The sequence below is a fragment of the Pseudomonas sp. I3-I5 genome (assembly GCF_022699445.1).
In the GTDB taxonomy this organism is placed as follows: domain Bacteria; phylum Pseudomonadota; class Gammaproteobacteria; order Pseudomonadales; family Pseudomonadaceae; genus Aquipseudomonas; species Aquipseudomonas fulva.
The window spans coordinates 1,744,094-1,761,483 of sequence record NZ_CP093940.1 but is presented as its reverse complement, the minus strand read 5'-3'; the positions used below and the strand labels follow the sequence as shown (position 1 = coordinate 1,761,483).

The window sequence follows — 17,390 nt, the reverse complement described above, 5'->3', positions numbered from 1 at the left end:
AGCACTAACGGCTGTGGCAATACCTGAAAGTGCTTGGCAGCTTACATGCGAGATGCGTTTTGACCGCCAAAGCAAGGCAGGCCTAGCGATATTCTGATAGGGTGTATCGCCACCATCCTGCCCCAGACCCATGCGGCATGCAGGTCCCAAACGACAGGAGCGTTTTCTTCGATGACTACCGACCAAACACTTGCCCAGGCGATCGAACGCTGCGCTCAGGAGCCCATTCAAGTGCCGGGTAGCATCCAGCCTCACGGGTTTGTCCTGGTGCTCGATCCCGAGCATCTGCACATCCTGCAGGTCAGTGAAAACATCGTGCAGTGGCTGGGCAGGCCTGCCGAAACATTGCTCGGTTGCAGCTTCGACGAGATCGTCCAGGCTGGCTTCGACATGCGCCAGCACCTGGCGCGGCTGCCCAAAGACGAAGCCTTTCCATTCCATATCGGTGATGTGCGCTTGCACGACAGGGCACCTTACCGAGAGGAGCTTCATCTGCTGGCACACAGGCATGACGGTGTGCTGATCGTCGAGCTCGAGCCACCCAGAGTCCCCGAGGACCTGACTGCCCAGGGTGATTACTACCCGTTGGTGCGCGCCTTCGTCAGCAGCCTGCACCTAGCGGGTAGCCTGGAGGAATTGCTGCAGCAGACCGTGGTTCAGCTCAAGCGTGTGACCGGCTTCGGACGGGTCAAGGCCTATCGCTTCGACGCCCATGGCAACGGTGAGGTCCTGGCCGAGGTTGCCGACCCGGGTTATCCCAGCTTCCTGGGCCTGTGCTTCCCTGCCTCGGATATACCGCGTCAGGCGCGTGAGCTCTATCGGGTCAACCGCATCCGCGTCATCGAAGATGCCAATTATCAGTCGTCACCCTTGTTACCGCCGCTCAACCCAGTCACTGGCAACCCGCTGGACATGAGCTTCACAAGCCTGCGTAGCGTATCGCCCGTGCACCTGCAATACATGCGCAACATGGATACGCTGGCATCGATGTCCTTGTCCATCGTGGTGGATGGCCAGCTGTGGGGGCTCATTTCGTGCCATCATGCACAACCCAGACCAGTGGCTCTGCGCACGCGTACCGCCTGCGAGCTGCTGGCCAGCGTACTGTCGTTGCAGATCGAATCCCGTGAAGCCCACGCCAGCACCCGTCAGTTACTGGAACTTCGCCAGTACATCGTGCGGATGATTTCGTCCATGGCCGACCATGACAGTGTCAGCGAAGGCCTGCGCGCCTTGCCCGATGTACTCATGGCCTTTGCAGGCGCCCAAGGCGCTGCGATCATTTCAGCCGAGTACTGCGAGCGGGTCGGCATCACCCCGCCAGAGGCGCAGGTCAACGCGCTGGTACATTGGCTGGCCCGCCAAGGTGAGGATGTATTCCAGACGGATAATGTACGCCGTGACGTCAGCGAGCTGCCCGAACTGGCCGAGCATGCCGGCGGCGTGCTGGCAGTGGCCATCTCTAAAATTCACTCGCACTACCTGCTGTGGTTCCGGCCTGAGCAGGTGCGCAGCGTCCAATGGGCTGGGCAGCCCACCAAGGAAGTCGCACCGCTAGGCAACCTCGCACCTCGCCATAGTTTCGAACGCTGGCAGGAGCAACTGCATGGCTATTGCGCACCGTGGGACCCGCTGGTCATCGATGGCGTCATGGAGTTGCGTACTGCGGTCTTGGGTATCGTGCTGCGCAAGGCTGAAGAGCTGGCGCAGATGGCCAACGAATTGCGCCGCTCCAACAAGGAGCTCGAGGCCTTCTCGTACAGTGTTTCCCACGACCTGCGTGCGCCCCTGCGCCACATCGCGGGCTATACGGAGTTGCTCGGCGAAATGGAAGGCGCCGGTCTGAGTGAACGTGGCAAGCGGTTCTTGCAACACATCGGCGAGGCTGCTCATTTTGCCGGCAACCTGGTCGACAATTTGCTACATTTCTCGCAGATGGGTCGCTCTGCCCTGCGGATGTCGGACGTGGACCTCAACGCGCTGGTCGAAGCCATTCGCGCCGAACTGGCACCCGACTATGCCGGGCGTGAGATCATCTGGGACGTCGCGCAGCTGCCCCGCGCCTACGGCGACCCGGCATTCATCAACCTGGCATTGAACAACCTGGTGGCCAATGCCATCAAATACACCCGTGGACGTACACCTGCCCGCATCGAGATCACAGCCGTGCAGCATCCAACCGAGACCGAGGTCTGTGTCCGGGACAATGGCGTGGGCTTCGACATGGCCTATGCCAACAAGCTGTTCGGCGTCTTCCAGCGTTTGCATCGCATGGAGGATTTCGAAGGCACGGGCATTGGCCTGGCCAGTGTTCGCCGCATCATTGAAAGGCACGATGGCCGTGTCTGGGCCGAAGGCCAGATCGACAAAGGCGCCAGTTTTCATTTCACATTACCGCGCCCATCCGCGACGCACTGAGGCACCGCACTTACCATGCTAAAACCCATCCTGCTGGTCGAGGACAACCCTCGAGACCTGGAGCTGACGCTCCTGGCCCTGGAACGTAGCCAGTTGGCCAACGAAGTCATCGTGCTGCGTGACGGCGCAGATGCCCTGGATTACCTGTTGCGCCGCGAGGCCTACGCTGACCGCGACGACGGCAACCCTGCCGTGATCTTGCTCGACCTCAAGCTGCCGAAAGTCGATGGGCTGGAAGTACTCAAGGCGCTGCGTGCCTCCCCGGAGCTGCGCAGTATTCCGACCGTGATGCTGACTTCGTCCCGCGAAGAACCCGACCTGCTGCGCGCTTACGAACTGGGCGTCAACGCCTACGTGGTCAAACCCGTCGAGTTCAAGGAATTCGTTGCCGCCATTTCCGACCTGGGCATCTTTTGGGCAGTACTCAACGAGCCACCACCCGGCTCGTTGCGCTTGAACCGTCGCGGCAACTGAGGCCTGCACCACGATGCAGTCTACCCCGCTGAACCTACTGATGGTCGAAGACAGCTCGATGGACGCCGAGCTCACCCTGATGCGCCTCGAGCGTAGCGGGCTGCGCATCCAGTCTCACCTGGTCTTCGATCACAACGGCGTCGAGCATGCCCTTCGCGAAGGGCGCTATGACCTGATTCTGTGTGATTGCGTACTGCCGGGCTCATCGGGCACCGAAGTGCTTTCGATCGCCCAGCGCCTGGCCCCTGATGTGCCCTTCATTTTCCTCTCCGGTATCTACGGAGAGGAACATGCGGTAGAGATGATCCGCCTGGGCGCCACCGATTACGTGCTCAAGAAAAACCTGCCGCTGCTGCCCAAAGCCGTGCGCCGTGCTCTCACCGAGGTGCAGGAGCGCCAGCGCAGACGCCGTGCCGAGGAGGCCTTGGCTGAGGTAGAAGCCCGCGCGCGCATCGCTATCACCGCTGCGGGCATGGGGACCTGGGACTTGAGACCTCAGGAGGGGTTGCTGGCGTGGGATGAACGCTGCAAGGCGTTGTTTGGCCTGCCGCTGGACACCGAGATGAGCCTGGAGGTGTTCTACGCTGGCATCTATCCAGACGACGTCGAGATGGTTCGCAAAGCTGTCAACCTGGCCATGCTTCCGGACAGTGGCGGCAACTATCGCATGGAATTTCGCATCGTGCCGCCCGATGGCCAGGAGCCCCGGTGGGTGCTGAGCAGTGGCCAGAGCCAGTTCGTCGACGGCAAGTGCGTACGTTTTTCAGGCGTTCTTCAGGATGTTCACACCCAGCGCGTGGCCACTCAGGCATTGCGCCAACTCAATGAAATGCTCGGCGAGCGTGTCGAGCGACGTACCCGTGAGCGCGATCGTGCCTGGGAGCTCTCCCAGGACCTGCTGGCCGTGCTCAACCACGACTTGACACCGGTGGCGCTCAACCCGGCCTGGGAAGCCAGCCTGGGCCTTTCGCGGGAACGCCTGAGCCAGTCTTCGTTGCTGCACCTGTTGCCGGAGCCGGATCAGGAACTGCTGCTGACCGAACTGGCGTCGCTGGCCCATGGACGCACCAGTGCCCGTTTCGTGGGCCGGATTCTCCACGCAGGCGGCCAGCAGCGCTGGCTGTCATGGGTCGTGGTACCCGAAGACACCCTGCTCTACGTAGTCGCGCGGGACATTACCAGCGAACGTGAAACTGCAATGGGCTTGGCTGAAGCCAACGCCCGTCTGCGTGAACAAATCAGCGAGCGTGAGCGTATCGAGGCCGCCCTGCAACAGATGCAGCGTCTGGAGGCGGTGGGCCAGCTTACCGCGGGCGTGGCCCACGACTTTAACAACTTGCTGACCGTGATCCTGACCGGGGCGAGCTTTCTGGAGCGCGACCTGGTAAAGGCCGATGTCGAGAAGGCACGAACCCGGCTTACCCATATCAGGGAAGCGGGTGAACGCGGAGCCAAGCTGACCTCGCAGTTGCTGGCATTTTCCAGGCGCCAACGGCTCGAACCTGTGCCGCTGAACCTGAACCGCACGCTTGATGGCCTCGAAGAACTGCTACGCCGCACCCTGGGCGGCAATGTCTCCGTACGCCTGGATCTGGACAAATCGCTCTGGCAGGCGCTTACAGACCCGACCCAGACCGAGATGATCATCCTGAACCTTGCGATCAACGCCCGCGATGCCATGCCGGAGGGTGGGCAATTGACCTTGTCCACGCGCAACACGCGCATTGACGACTTGCCACGCCGCCCGGAAGATCCGGACCCCGGCGAGTACGTCATGATGAGCATTCGCGACACGGGGTGCGGCATGAGCGAAGAGGTACTGGCCAAGGTCTTTGAACCGTTCTTCACCACCAAGGATATCGGCAAGGGCTCTGGCCTGGGCCTGGCGCAGGTCTTCGGGTTTGCCAAGCAGTCGGGCGGCGGTGTGCGCATTGATACCGCACCGGGCAGCGGTACTGAAGTGGCCGTCTATTTGCCTGCGGTGAAGGACCAGGTCGCGAGCGAACCGGAACCGCTGCCATTGACCCATACCATCACCGAAAGCGGTTACAACCGTAACGTGCTGCTGGTGGATGACGACCATCTGGTGCGCGACATGCTGGGCGATGTCCTGCGCCAATATGGGTATCAGGTTCGCCAGGCACACAGTGGGGAGCAGGCACTGGCACTGCTGGACGATGATATCGACTTGCTTCTTACCGATTTCGCCATGCCTGAGTTCAATGGCGCTCAGCTGGCCATGGCGGCGAGAGAGCGCTACCCCAAGCTGCGCGTGGTGTTCCTGACGGGTTATGCAGAGCTCCAAGGGCTGGACCTGCCCGACAGCCTGGTCATTCAAAAGCCAGTACAAGCTGACGAACTCGCCAGGGCACTGAACGAGATGCTGGGTACAGCGACCTGACGCAGAGCACCATGGTCCGCCCCGCGCGGCTTTTGAGAGGAGGCGCATGACACGATGCGCCTCTCGATCAAAGGCCACCCGCCAAAAAACCCCGAATCGCAGAAACGACGAATTCAGCGCTGGTAGCCCATGCACTGAAAAAGAAATGTAGAAAAATGGCAGGGGCGGCTGGATTCGAACCAACGCATGGCAGGATCAAAACCTGCTGCCTTACCGCTTGGCGACGCCCCTGTTTCGGATGCAGCTGAAGCTGCTCTGAAGATTCCAAGTAACTGACAACGCGTTGTTGTCTTGGAATGCGCGGCACTTTATCAACAATGTTTGGGTTTGGGAAGCCCTCTGATAAAAAAATTACCAAAAAACAGCGAGTTAGTCTTCAGCAGCGGTTGAGCGCTACCGTTCGTCGCATTCCTGCCCCTTCTCGTCAACGCAATCGCAAACCTTCATTCCAATGGTTATCGCCACTGTCATGCCCCAAGGAGGATGCCATGCCCGTATCACACGATTTGTACCAAGACCTGCACTACCCTCGCGAAATCGTTCAGCAACGTCGCCAGACCGATAAGGACCTGGACCGTTTGCTCGACGAATACGTCGACATCGATAACCAGGTGCTGGCCGCCGAATCCATCTCGGCAGGCAATTTCGAGGACGACGACCTTCGTCGCCTCAAGGAGCGCCGGTTGGCCGTGAAATACATGATCGAGAGTCAGCTGCAACTCAAAGCATGAGCTGCCCGTAGGCTGTGACCTATCGCAGCAAGCGATCAGTCGATGTCACTTTCTCGATTGGTCACACAGCCCAGGCTGGTGCAAGATCCTCGCTACCGTCTGTTACAAGGAAACGAGCCATTGCCCGCCTGGTTACCTGCCCCGCTGCGCCACCTTGGCAAGCGCCTTCGTCATCGTGCAGTGGCGCCGAGCAACGATTTGGCTGCCGCCTTCGATGACAAGGCGCGTCGATGCGGCTTCACGCTTAGCGAGAGCCAACGTCAGGCCATCATCTGCCTGTCCCAGCAGGTTGAACGGCACAGGACGGGGCAAGCGACGGGCGTGTACCTATATGGCCCGGTCGGTCGGGGTAAAAGCTGGTTACTCGACAGCTTTTTTCAATGGGTGCCCAACCCATCGAAACTGCGCTGGCACTTCCACGACTTCTTTGCCCGCCTGCATCACGGCGTGCACCGCCACCAAGCGATGGGCAATGCCATTGGCATCACGCTCGACGAGTTGATCGGACAAAACGACATCCTGTGCTTCGACGAATTTCATGTGCATGACATTGGTGATGCCATGCTACTGACTCGATTGTTCGAGGCCCTGTTCGCACGGGGCACGCTGCTGGTGCTCACCAGCAACTACGCACCTGAGGGGCTGTTGCCCAATCCGCTTTACCATCAGCGGTTCCAGCCTGTGATCGACCTGATCAACCGTTGCATGGTCATCAAGGAAGTCGGCGGTGAAACGGATTTTCGCAGCCTGCCGGTCAACCGGGCGCTGCAACGTTTCACGCAGGGCCGTTATGTCTGGCCCGGGACCGGTGCGCAGCGCCAGTCCCTGCACATGCCGAAGGGCCACGGCGATACCCTCATGGTCAATAATCGCCCACTACGCGTGCAGGGCGCTGAGGGTGACCAGATCAGGTTCACCTTCGAAGACCTGTGCGAGCAGCCCACAGCCGTGATCGATTATCTGGCATTGGCTCGGCAATATTCGCACTGGATCATCGAGGGCCTGGACGGTTTGGAGGCGTGTTCGCTTGCTGCCCAGCAGCGTTTCGTAAACGTGGTGGACGTGCTCTACGACCAGGATCGGCAACTGACCCTCATTGGCTCGCGCCCGCTGGCGGAAAGTCTCGAGGGATCGCTGCCAGACCTGATGCGCACCCGCAGTCGCCTTGGCCAGCTACAGCAAATGGGCCCCGCAGGCGCCGAAGGCTGAGCAGGGTCGGATTTGCCTTCTCAGCTTGCCCGCGCAAGCCCTGACAGCACCGCTTCGATTTCTTGGAGCACTGCCGGATCGTCCACTGTAGAAGGCGGCGTGTACGCTTGGCCATCGGCGATCTTGCGCAGCACCGCGCGAAGAATCTTGCCAGATCGGGTCTTGGGCAGACGCTTGACCAATCGGACTTGATTGAAGCAGGCCAAGGCGCCAATCTCCTCGCGTACGCTGGCCACGAGATCGACCAGCAGCTGCGATTCAACGATGCCGGCGCCGTCCTTGAGCACCACCAATGCCAATGGCACCTGCCCTTTGATGTCATCGTGAACGCCGATCACTGCACACTCGGCGACAGCAGCATGACGCGCGACTAGATCCTCCATCTCACCTGTAGAAAGACGATGCCCGGAAACGTTGATCACATCGTCCGTGCGACCCATGATGTAGACGAAACCGTCTTCATCGAGATACCCGCCGTCACCTGTGTGATAGTAGCCAGGGTACGTGCTCAAGTAGGCCTGGACATAGCGCGAGTGATCGCCCCACAACGTCTGGCTGCAGCCTGGTGGCAACGGCAGGGCGATGACGATTGCGCCCTGGTGATTGGGGCCGGCCAGATGCCCTTCGTCATCCAGCACCTGCACGTGGTACCCAGGCACCGCACGATTGCTCGACCCTGCTCTTGCCGCGCTCCCCTCGAGCCCCACGCAGGGCGCAGTCACCGGCCAGCCGGTCTCGGTCTGCCACCAGTGATCATGCACCGGCTTGCCGCTTACCCGTTCCAGCCATTGATGGGTACTGGAATCGAGTTTTTCACCTGCCAGGAACAACTGGCGCAGTGAACTCAGGTCATGCTTGCGCAGCAGTTCGGCGTCAGGGTCCTCCTTGCGGATGGCACGCATGGCTGTGGGCGCACAGAACAGCGCATTGACCTTGTACTGCTCCACTACGCGCCAGTAGGCAGAAGCATCCGGCGTGCGGACGCTGATTTTGCTAATTTTACTTTCTTGTCAAACCACGATTGAGGCGAAGCTTACCCTTGGAAAAGCCTGAGCAGGGGCGCCAAGCAGATCACTGATTGTGGAGTGTAGGAAGGGCCCTTTGATAGCTGCATGGAGTCTTGCCATCTGGAGTCAGTTGGATGCGAGCGATCCTGCTTCGCTCATCGACAACCTGCAGTGAACCCGCGATGGGGTGGGGAAACCTGGAGCCAGCATCGCTGACCACGTGCGGTATGAATCAGCGCTGAGACGAGGGCTTCCCTTCAGCCCGACCCTCTTCTGTCGCGTAGTCCTTTCGCAGTGCCTCAACGGCTTTTTTGAATCGGCTTACAAAACCCTCAATATCTCGAGATTTTTGTAACCGCTCGACTTCATAATCAATATCATCCAAGAACAAACGAGTAAACCGCATCATTGTGACCGCTCGAACGGTAGTTTTTAATCCAGAAACCTCCTCAAACGCCAAATTGATATAGGTATCAAGAGAGTCAATAGTTTTACCACCAGTCCACTTTAAGACCTCAGCTTTAAGCTTTTGCCCATCCAACATCAATCGACTGAATTCTTCGGGATTTTCGATTTTATGCCGCTCAATGAGAAGCACAAATAGAGTCGTAATGAACGCATGCCGAAACATATGTGCACATGCCTGCTCCTCAATTTTCGCGATCTTGCGAAGATCCGAAATCTCATTAGTGATAGTGGTGCAACTCAGATGCTTAGCAGTAACAGCCGAAACAAACAAGTAACCGTGATCTTCATCACCAAGCTTTTCCTCAACAAGAGGGGCTCGCCACAATTCGATGTACTCATCCAGCTTTTGTAGAAAAGGTCGTGAAACCGGAACTTCCCGTGACCCCCCACCCCGTTTAAACGTAGGAAGTGTTAGCATTGGATCTTTTTGCCTGAGGGCCTTCTTGATATCAGGAACCTTGAGCATGCCAATTTCGCCACGCCTCCCTCCGAGGTTGACCAATGCGAGAATCATCAATTGCCGCCTAAAAGTGACGAAATCGCTAGTCCCTGCTTCATCGGCGGCCAACCGCAGGTCTTTGATGTTCTTCCGAGAAATAGGATTTCTCTTTTTCTGGCGATCGCCAACAGAAAAGCTACTGTGATACCAGTAATAAACGACCTTTTGCTTGGCATGCGACTCTATACGATACTCTCTTTCAAAAGCCTTAATAATTCCTTCTTCACCTACATACTGATCAACTCCATGCAACCGCCCCACATACTCCAAAAACTTAATACATTCACGACCAACAACTGTAATCCGCTCCTCAGATTTCTTTAAAACTCCCGTCGCTCCGGCCTCCTCCTTGCGAAGCTCATCAATAAAATCACTAAAATCCCCATCAACCAATTCATGAAGCTGCAAACCTCTCTTGTAACAGTAGCGTATTATCTGAGAGATCTTTGAAGCAGATTCTCCGACCGTCCCTCCTTTGCTACCTGAAGTAGTAAGGCCTCCGTGCCCTCTTCCTGGACGGCGCAACAATGAGAGAATATACAGGTTTGCCTCATTGCAAGGCCGGCCATTCGGCCAACTCAGATGGGATAAACCCTGAACTACTTTGCGATAAGCCTTCCCCCTGGCGTAGTAGTCATGCAGTTCCACAGTACCAATGATACTGAAGAGCTGCTTGGTCAGATCAGCCATCAGCGTTTGAACTCGAGGACATTTGCGCCGTCACGGCCCTGACCTTCAGCTGATTTGAGGGGGTATTTTATTGAGATAGCAGACCTCATATCATTCAAGATATCTTCAGCAAAGACAGCACGCTTCCCCGCATCAGCAGTATCGCGCAAGAGCCCGATATTAAACATAGCAGCCGAGACAGCTTGTAAGAGAACCATGTTGGCTTGTCTTGCCACATTCAATTGCAGCAAAGTTTCGTTATACATATTCTTATAATATGCTTTTGTGTAATTTTTTCTGTCATGGCCTTTTGCAATAAACTCATCAAAGGCATCTAGCGCACGGATTCTCATCCTGTTTAGATCATCGAACCCTCCGGGAAAAATCTTTTCCGCATGACTTCGAACGGTATTGAGCGCAGCCCCCTCATATAAAATTCGTTCGCCACCACACATCCTATCAATGCTCATTTTGGCCATACCCCCCTGACTTTTGAGCTTGTTTCTTAGTTCAGGAAGGTCGGTGAATTTTCCCGGCTCACTCTCAACAGCCGTTAAGAATCTTGCCAGCATCATCACATCACATTGCGTGTTCAAGGAGTTCTCCTTTGATCAGAACCATAACCTTCATTGCCTGACCTGATGCGCCATTGAAGAATTTTGGCTCCAAGGTAATTTTCCCTTTCTGGAGAAGCCTGGTCAGATATTCGTCGACACGCTCGGTGACGCCCACCTTGAAGTTATCAACTCCGAACTCTTCCTTGATGAGCTTTGCGATGCTCTTGTACGCTGACCAATCTTCATCAGCAAGCCGCTCGATAAGTGCAGCTGACCTCGCACCCCGAAGCTCTTCGCCGGGAACGCTGGCAGTGATATAATTATAAATATGCTGGAAATTGGAGTGCCCAAAGTACCACCGAAGCGTGCTAAGACTTGCATGTTTATAGCTAGTGTAGAACAAGAGCGCGAAGAACCTTCGCATCTGATGCTGGCGAATATAGTAGCGCCTACCATTCTCATCCAACGGGGACTGAATATAATCCTGAAACAAATCAATGTTTCGATTATAGATATGAACATCTGGCTTGATTAACCAGTTTGTGCCTTTCAGCCCAGGAACCGAAAATAAAGGGTATGTATCATCCGCAAAACCAAGCGCAGATAATTCATCATGTAGCCTCTGCAAATTCTCGAGCATCTCGATCGCAAGCGGATCAAGTGGCCTGGCAATAAGCTGACGAGTTGCAGAAGTTTGTCTTGAAGATTTCTGATTGAAGTACAAAACCCATGCCTTCGAGGCATCAAGACAATTTCGCGGAAGATCTCTAAGCTCTGTACTTCGTCTAGCCGAGAGCAGACCGACGGTTATTTGGATCGCACCAAAGTAAATAGCGATCAACTCTAATAGCCCAGCGTGGGCCCTGACCTTCGCAAAATATTCTGCACTATCGCCCAGTACAGGCGCAGTCCACTCAGCCCAGCCCTGCCGGCGACACGCCAACCCAATCTTGCTGATTTTCAGGTCTTTCAGATCTCTATGTAGGCAACCTCGAAACTCTGCCTCACTCAACCCTAATAGCTTTACGTCCAGCTCCTTGCATTTTCTAGCCAGCGCGCAATAGGACTCAATAAGGCCCCTTCCATATTTTTTATGAAATTTGATCGCCTTTTTCAACGAGGTGCGCATAATCTGAGAGGGTACAGTCTCAAATCGCCCCTGCTCGCCGCCGTCGATGAATACAGCCAAGGAGTGCTCAATGCTTTGCAATGGCGGTAAAGGTAGATTAAGGACACGCAGCAATTTCAAATCTATCAAGGCCATCCGATAGAACCGCAAGCACTCTTTGGACATTGTGATGTGCACTGCAGTTTGAATCGGTACGCCTTTGGCCTCTCTTGTAAAAACCTCATCCGCCATACTGAACATCAGAATAGGCACTATAGGTTTTTGGGACTTGACACCTCCAAGAGTATTCCTATAGAGCACTTGACTCACACGAAGCGAGTGCACATTGTAGCCTTTACGGGCGTTGTACACGTACAGCTTGTTAAGGAGCAGCGCGGCCCTAACTTTAGGAATGATTTCTAGAGGAAGGCCAAGAATGTCCCCTTCAGCCTGAGCATCAGTGATCACCTTCAAATATGGTTTATCGCGAAGGGTCTGCTCAATTTCTAGCGGATCTGAACCATCTAGTAACTCTAGGCAATAATCCCTTAGCCGTGCAGACCACTCATAGACACTTTCAGCAACGAAGTTGCTCAAAGACACTCGCTTAAGAATATCTGTAACATTGTTCGCCGTCAGCGTCTCTAAACCAAACCGAGTGACATTATACTCCTGACTGTCCATTAAGAGCATATCGATGATATGCAGTACCGTATTAAACCTGACGTACTGCGATTTGAGCGCTGTGGTATGAAATCCACTGCCGTCCTTGTTGCTTGTCGCAGCAATCAACCAATGCTTAAAAATGTTTAGCAGAAGAGAGTGCTTAGCCGAAACCAGGCTGACACCGTCTGACAGTTTTACATCCCAATTCAGCTCAACCGGCTTAGAAAAGCCAAAATCGAACAGCCACACTGTACTTTCAAATGGCGTTAGTAACCAAGGAGCCGAATCAAAAGCCCGGCGACTTGAAAGCAGGTATGGCGTCAGAAAAGCCAGTTGATCAGGCAGCGACACGCTGGATGCTCTCCATAGGCCATGGTTTAGCGAGCTCCCGGGCGGCGCGCAGGTGTCTTTTCACCATTGGGTCGATCATTTCTTCAATATGCGACGCAAGCAGATCAGCAAACTTGGCCCAGTACAAAGCCAAGCTATTGATCTCCTGATGTCCCTTAAGATCATCCACGCCCATCTTCAGGGACAAGAGATCGGTGAGAATTTCCGTATTGACGCTGATAACCAAATCATTGTTGTTATCAAGTATGTTTTTGGAGCCCGTCGGATCCGTCAAGCTATCGGGCAACTCCCTCAAAGCGTTGACTTTCATAAACTCGTCGAACTCATAAATAGACTGGAAGCCAAGCTGATTATGGAGAGCCAAAGCTTCGTCATCCAACGACCAGCATACAACCGCCCTTTGGAAGATCCTGACCCAACGCTCATCGAAGAACTCTTGCAGCTTAACTGGCAAGTATGAATCAAGAAGATCTGGACGATACTCGGTGTGACCTAGAGCCTTCGCCATTTCTTCGACACTTCGAGTTAGGATGAACACCCTTACACCACAGGATGCCCTCAATCGCCTCAGGCTCAACTTGACTACTAGCCGCGTCAGCTTTTCGGGAGGGGTTGACGTGCACGACTTGAATTGATCAACTATCTTCTCGATGACATGAGGTTTCGAATCGAGATGGTCAGCAGTCCACGGCTGAGCGTTAGCTTTTTTTGGATATGCAAACCCTTTCGCTGAGGTTAGGAATAGCTTTCGCCACAGCGGGTCACCCACACTTTTCAGATATTTCCGCAACGGCTTAGTAATCTCAATTACCTGCCTAACCAAGACTGCGGTGCGAGGAGACAGCAAAATTTTTTGCTCACTCAAGTCCTTGCCTTTACGATCTTTATAGCCAATCAGGTAATATCCACCGTCAAGCTTTACGAAGCCGGATCGCTGCCCTTTTTTGTTATAAAGATCGAAATCAGCCAAAAAACTCTCAGTGATATCATTGTGAGCTATGACCATCAAGCACTGAAACGGATAGAGTGAACGAGACGTTGGCATGCCGAACAACCGGGCTAACTCAGTCAAGTTGTTGCCGTATCGGTTATCGCTTGTCCGGTCATTTGGGCAGAAGCCCTCGACCTCAAATGTAGCACACATGTTCTCCAGGCCTAGTTCCTGGATTGAAGGGCTTCGACCATTTCTTGATCTTTGACTGAGGATGTAACCTTTCTTCGCTAAAGCCTTTCTACGCAGCTGTGCCCGCCGCAAGGCCCATGCCTGCTTCCGAGCCCAGCATTGAGTGTCATTAATATCTCGATCGATATCCTCGAAAAGGAACTTGATAGCAGCTTCGTTTGTGAAATGAAGGGGCACATCAGTCAGCAGATTGTCGACGTAGTAATCACCGTCGCTGCTCTTTTTCAGGTTCTTCCTCGCCCCTTCATGATCCCCTGTGCTGGGCCTAGGAAGATCGCCATAGTAGGATTTTGCCCATACCCCTGGGTGAACAAATACCGATTCAACAGCGACCACAAAATCTTTCCAACGCTTGGTGGCGTGTCGAAGATCCTCGCCTCGCTCAGACACCCCCCTAAAGAAGCTCACCATGAAGGACTCAAACAAAGCTGGGATACGCATTGAGTCAGTGAAGGTCTCCACCGGCCATATTTTTGGCGAGGCCGATACATGATTGACAAACTCGTTAAATAACGGAATTCCGCCTCGTGCATTTTTAAGCGAATACTTCGCCATCTTGTCGTGAAGCCCAACTACAAAATCATGGCCATGACTATGCCAAAGCCGCGAGAAATCGAGATAGATGGTTTTCCCTTTACGACTTTGGACAGGCCACCCATTCCAGTAAATAGCGTGCTCTGGATTGACCTTATCGCGGACGCTTACCCAGTCGGGATAGTGCTTCTCTAAGAGGTCAGGGCTCCATTCGAATGTTCTTATGTTTGCGCCTTTAGCTGAAGCCGCCTTGAGCATATCCAAAAACCTGCGCGCCACGCGTCGACGGTTCATCAGGTTCCAACCCAGAAACTCATCATTGTGGAGCGCCCCGAGAAAAGCAGGCGCCACCACGTCATTGAAATGCGCCTGGGAGAGGGCATTGAAATCAATCTTGAACCCGAGCAAATGACAGAAGCATTCGAGCACCTTCAAGCTCGCGCTCATCCCCCCCGAAATGTTGGTTTTAGCCCCGTCAAACAACGTGATGACTTTGCGTGAAAGCATCACATAAGGATAGCGCGGGGTAAATTTCGTGGAGTCTAGTAAGGCCATATGAGCACCTTTAGTTAAATTCAGCGCAAACGACGGCTTCCGACCAATTGCAGCCGGCGCTCGAAAGGATACGATATGACAATACGATGACCCGAAAACCTCCCATTTGGCAAGCACTTTTTTTGAACTCGAAACAATGCCATTAAGTACAAAAAAGATATACGACTTAATGCCAAAAACATCAAAACAATAATTATTCAAATATTGACAATTACCCCAATTACAACAAATAAGAAAACCAAAAAATCTTCACTTCTGACGCTTGACTCCGCAACTTCGCTGACTATCATTTGCCTGACATTCAGCCCTCGCTGGGCCATCGTCAGACGGGGATTATCATGGGCTCAAAGCGTAAGCCATTCATCATCGCCAAGGCCGTGAGTGAATCGTTACTGAAGTCTGGGGACATGAATGGCTGGGATGATTCCGAGATTGAGGAGATCTGGAATCTGGCCTCAATCCAACTGAGCGATAGCGATGTCAGCGCTGCTTTTGACGAGATTCTCTCGGACACGCAATGCGTATGTGTCCTTTCCAGACGCCTGTACAAGGTCGATGGTAATGAGACCCTTCGTATTGCGAGCGGCGCTGACAGAATTTCAAACCCGATCAACGTTTTGACTGAGCGATTGCGTGCTCTGGTCAAAGCCGAGTGGCCTTGGCCAAAGCCTGTTACTCAGCATTACACGTGGCATGATTTTACTGCTTCGCTGCTGAAGACTCTTATGGTGAAAGGGGTGGTTCCCAGGCACCTGAAGATAAAACAACTTGAAGATGACTTTGGTATTTAACCCTGCCCAACGTTAGTGTTTCGCTCTAACGGTGGACTATTGGGAGGGGCACCTGGGCTCCTGCAGTCAGCCTTTGCAAAGACGGAGAGTTCCAGGGCAGAACACCCTAGTTAGCCAGCATGTCATGTGTGATGCCGTCCGGCTGACGACGGCCTAATCTTCATGAGAGGCCTGGGTTCTAACTAGGCTTTGTACAGCTCTCAAAATCGCGTACTAGCGAGATTGAGAGCGTTTTAGAGGCTTACCTGAAGCCTGCGCTCAGCCCGCTGAAACCTCTGGTATCAGGCTAGATCACCCTGCCCAATCTGCATGTCATGAGAGATAGGTCGTTGCTGAGTACGACAGTGCACTCCGTGATTACCATGTAGGTTGGGCAGGTTTTATTCCTGGGCATGGATTTACCAGCGGCCTTTCCCGAGGCCATCTATGACGTAATTCCGAACTCGATTATGGATAGTTAGTTGAAGTCTCATTTATCGGCCGGATAAGTCAGGCCACATTTACCTATGTGTTAGCGCAACTAAATCAGCAGCTTTATGAAGCCCAACCAGTAAGGAGATAACCACCATGAGCGTATCATTGGTATTTCAGTACGGAGAGCAAGGCTGGACAGATGCAAACGAGGCAGAGTACCAAATCCTCAGCTGCCTGCAGTGGAAGACAGAAAATCTCCACTCTTTGGAGATCGCTACCAGGCAGAAATTTGCGATCCTGAGCAAAGGTCAACTAGAGCAGAGTATGGTTGATCTTGTGGAGCGTGCTCACTCACTTGGTGCCTTGTCTCCCGTCAACCTCATCGTTGCGGAGGTGGATCAGATTTTTCTCTTCTTGGGTAGCGGCGTTGCCAGCACTACGATTGCTACGGTTGAATCCCTCTGGAACAAGGCCGTCAACGTCAACAAGGATGAGCCGTGGGCGATTCGCCTCGCGAGTGTTGATGAGCTCGCCAACGTTGATTCCGACCTGGACTTCTGGCCTGACGCACAAGAAATCCTGCAGTCGCATGAATTGGGGCTGTCGGAATTCACAACCACGGTGGAAGAGCTACTCGCCTATAGCCCACCTATGGAGCCATCACTTTCTGTTGATGATGGCGCTGAGTTTAGTAAGCCTGATGTTTTGCGAGACCTCTGCATACACGCTTTGATGTCACACGGAGTACGCAAGGGTGAGATCTTGAGTATGACCGTGCGTGAATATCACTCGCTGGTACGAGGCGACTTCCCAACAATCAAGAGCGGCTCGGAAAACAAACCTGTGCCGGTTGAAATCTCAGCTCAGACGGCCAATTTACTCTCCGAGCACATCGCAAATATGAAATTTACGGAGGATCAGTATCTGTTCCCCTCCAGTCGCGACGCTAGCCGTCACATCGCCTTTCATAATCTGTTTCATGTTTATGCATCATGGCGAGAGGAGCAGATCAATAAGGTATTGGAAAATTTCTACGTCATGCAGAAATTGGGACATGCACCGCAGCAAGACATCGACGTTTCCAGGCTTATCAAAGAACGGATGGGACACCAGGCCCTTGAAGCACTGCAGTGCTTTGTCGAGACGTCTGCTGGTTACGTCAAGCCTGGGCAGCAACAGGGGCCTGACGGGTCTTCGAACGCAGGCTCAGGCACCAGCATTAAATGAGTGCGCGCCCTGCGGGACGGCTGGCGTGAACCAAGCCGCTCGCAGGGCGGCGTCTTGGCCCTTCGGGCTTTCATCCTCGCGCCTTCGGCCAGGGCCTGCGCGCTCCGCTTGCTGTTGACGTGAACATT

Annotated in this window: 11 protein-coding genes, 1 tRNA gene and 1 pseudogene; 7 read left to right on the top strand and 6 right to left on the bottom strand. The window is 54.2% G+C overall.

Annotated features, from left to right (window positions below; translation table 11 throughout):
• Nucleotides 1-171: 171 nt before the first annotated feature.
• Genes MOP87_RS07925 through MOP87_RS07915 form a run of 3 tightly spaced genes read left to right on the top strand, consistent with a single transcriptional unit; the run spans nt 172 to nt 5,293 of the window.
• Entirely contained in the window at nt 172-2,418 is a 2,247-nt protein-coding gene (locus MOP87_RS07925) for an ATP-binding protein (protein WP_110606820.1), read from the top strand.
• 15 nt (nt 2,419-2,433) lie between these two features.
• Nucleotides 2,434-2,892, top strand: a complete 459-nt coding sequence (locus tag MOP87_RS07920; protein ID WP_027914629.1) for a response regulator — start codon at nt 2,434-2,436, stop codon at nt 2,890-2,892.
• A gap of 13 nt (nt 2,893-2,905) precedes the next feature.
• On the top strand, nt 2,906-5,293 hold the full coding sequence (locus tag MOP87_RS07915) for a hybrid sensor histidine kinase/response regulator (RefSeq protein WP_027914628.1): 2,388 nt from the start codon (nt 2,906-2,908) through the stop codon (nt 5,291-5,293).
• Between the two features lie 156 nt (nt 5,294-5,449).
• On the opposite strand, the gene MOP87_RS07910 is transcribed toward MOP87_RS07915, so the two are convergent.
• Nucleotides 5,450-5,524: transfer RNA gene (locus MOP87_RS07910), tRNA-Gln, on the bottom strand.
• A gap of 257 nt (nt 5,525-5,781) precedes the next feature.
• Here MOP87_RS07910 and MOP87_RS07905 point away from each other — a divergent pair.
• Complete coding sequence (locus MOP87_RS07905) at nt 5,782-6,024, top strand: hypothetical protein (RefSeq protein WP_027914627.1); 243 nt, start codon at nt 5,782-5,784, stop codon at nt 6,022-6,024.
• Between the two features lie 120 nt (nt 6,025-6,144).
• Nucleotides 6,145-7,233: a cell division protein ZapE gene (zapE, locus tag MOP87_RS07900; protein ID WP_242810365.1), complete on the top strand. Its 1,089-nt coding sequence runs from the start codon at nt 6,145-6,147 to the stop codon at nt 7,231-7,233.
• 20 nt (nt 7,234-7,253) lie between these two features.
• On the opposite strand, the pseudogene MOP87_RS07895 reads toward zapE, so the two are convergent.
• The 5 genes and pseudogenes from MOP87_RS07895 to MOP87_RS07875 form a co-directional block, all read right to left on the bottom strand.
• A pseudogene (locus MOP87_RS07895) lies at nt 7,254-8,216 on the bottom strand (AMP-binding protein); the annotation flags it as partial.
• Between the two features lie 256 nt (nt 8,217-8,472).
• On the bottom strand, nt 8,473-9,897 hold the full coding sequence (locus MOP87_RS07890; RefSeq protein WP_242810364.1) for a site-specific integrase: 1,425 nt from the start codon (nt 9,895-9,897) through the stop codon (nt 8,473-8,475).
• Nucleotides 9,897-10,472: a hypothetical protein gene (locus tag MOP87_RS07885; RefSeq protein ID WP_242810363.1), complete on the bottom strand. Its 576-nt coding sequence runs from the start codon at nt 10,470-10,472 to the stop codon at nt 9,897-9,899. The genes MOP87_RS07890 and MOP87_RS07885 overlap by 1 nt, the downstream gene beginning before the upstream one ends.
• Entirely contained in the window at nt 10,456-12,558 is a 2,103-nt protein-coding gene (locus tag MOP87_RS07880) for a hypothetical protein (RefSeq protein ID WP_242810362.1), read from the bottom strand. The genes MOP87_RS07885 and MOP87_RS07880 overlap by 17 nt, the downstream gene beginning before the upstream one ends.
• A complete protein-coding gene (locus MOP87_RS07875) occupies nt 12,545-14,830 on the bottom strand; it encodes a hypothetical protein (RefSeq protein WP_242810361.1) in 2,286 nt (761 codons plus the stop codon). The genes MOP87_RS07880 and MOP87_RS07875 overlap by 14 nt, the downstream gene beginning before the upstream one ends.
• A 338-nt stretch (nt 14,831-15,168) precedes the next feature.
• Here MOP87_RS07875 and MOP87_RS07870 point away from each other — a divergent pair, with 338 nt between their 5' ends.
• Both MOP87_RS07870 and MOP87_RS07865 read left to right on the top strand, forming a co-directional pair.
• Entirely contained in the window at nt 15,169-15,621 is a 453-nt protein-coding gene (locus MOP87_RS07870) for a hypothetical protein (RefSeq protein ID WP_242810360.1), read from the top strand.
• Between the two features lie 567 nt (nt 15,622-16,188).
• Nucleotides 16,189-17,262, top strand: coding sequence for a hypothetical protein (locus MOP87_RS07865; RefSeq protein WP_242810359.1), 1,074 nt, complete (start codon nt 16,189-16,191; stop codon nt 17,260-17,262).
• The last annotated feature ends 128 nt before the right edge of the window (nt 17,263-17,390 follow it).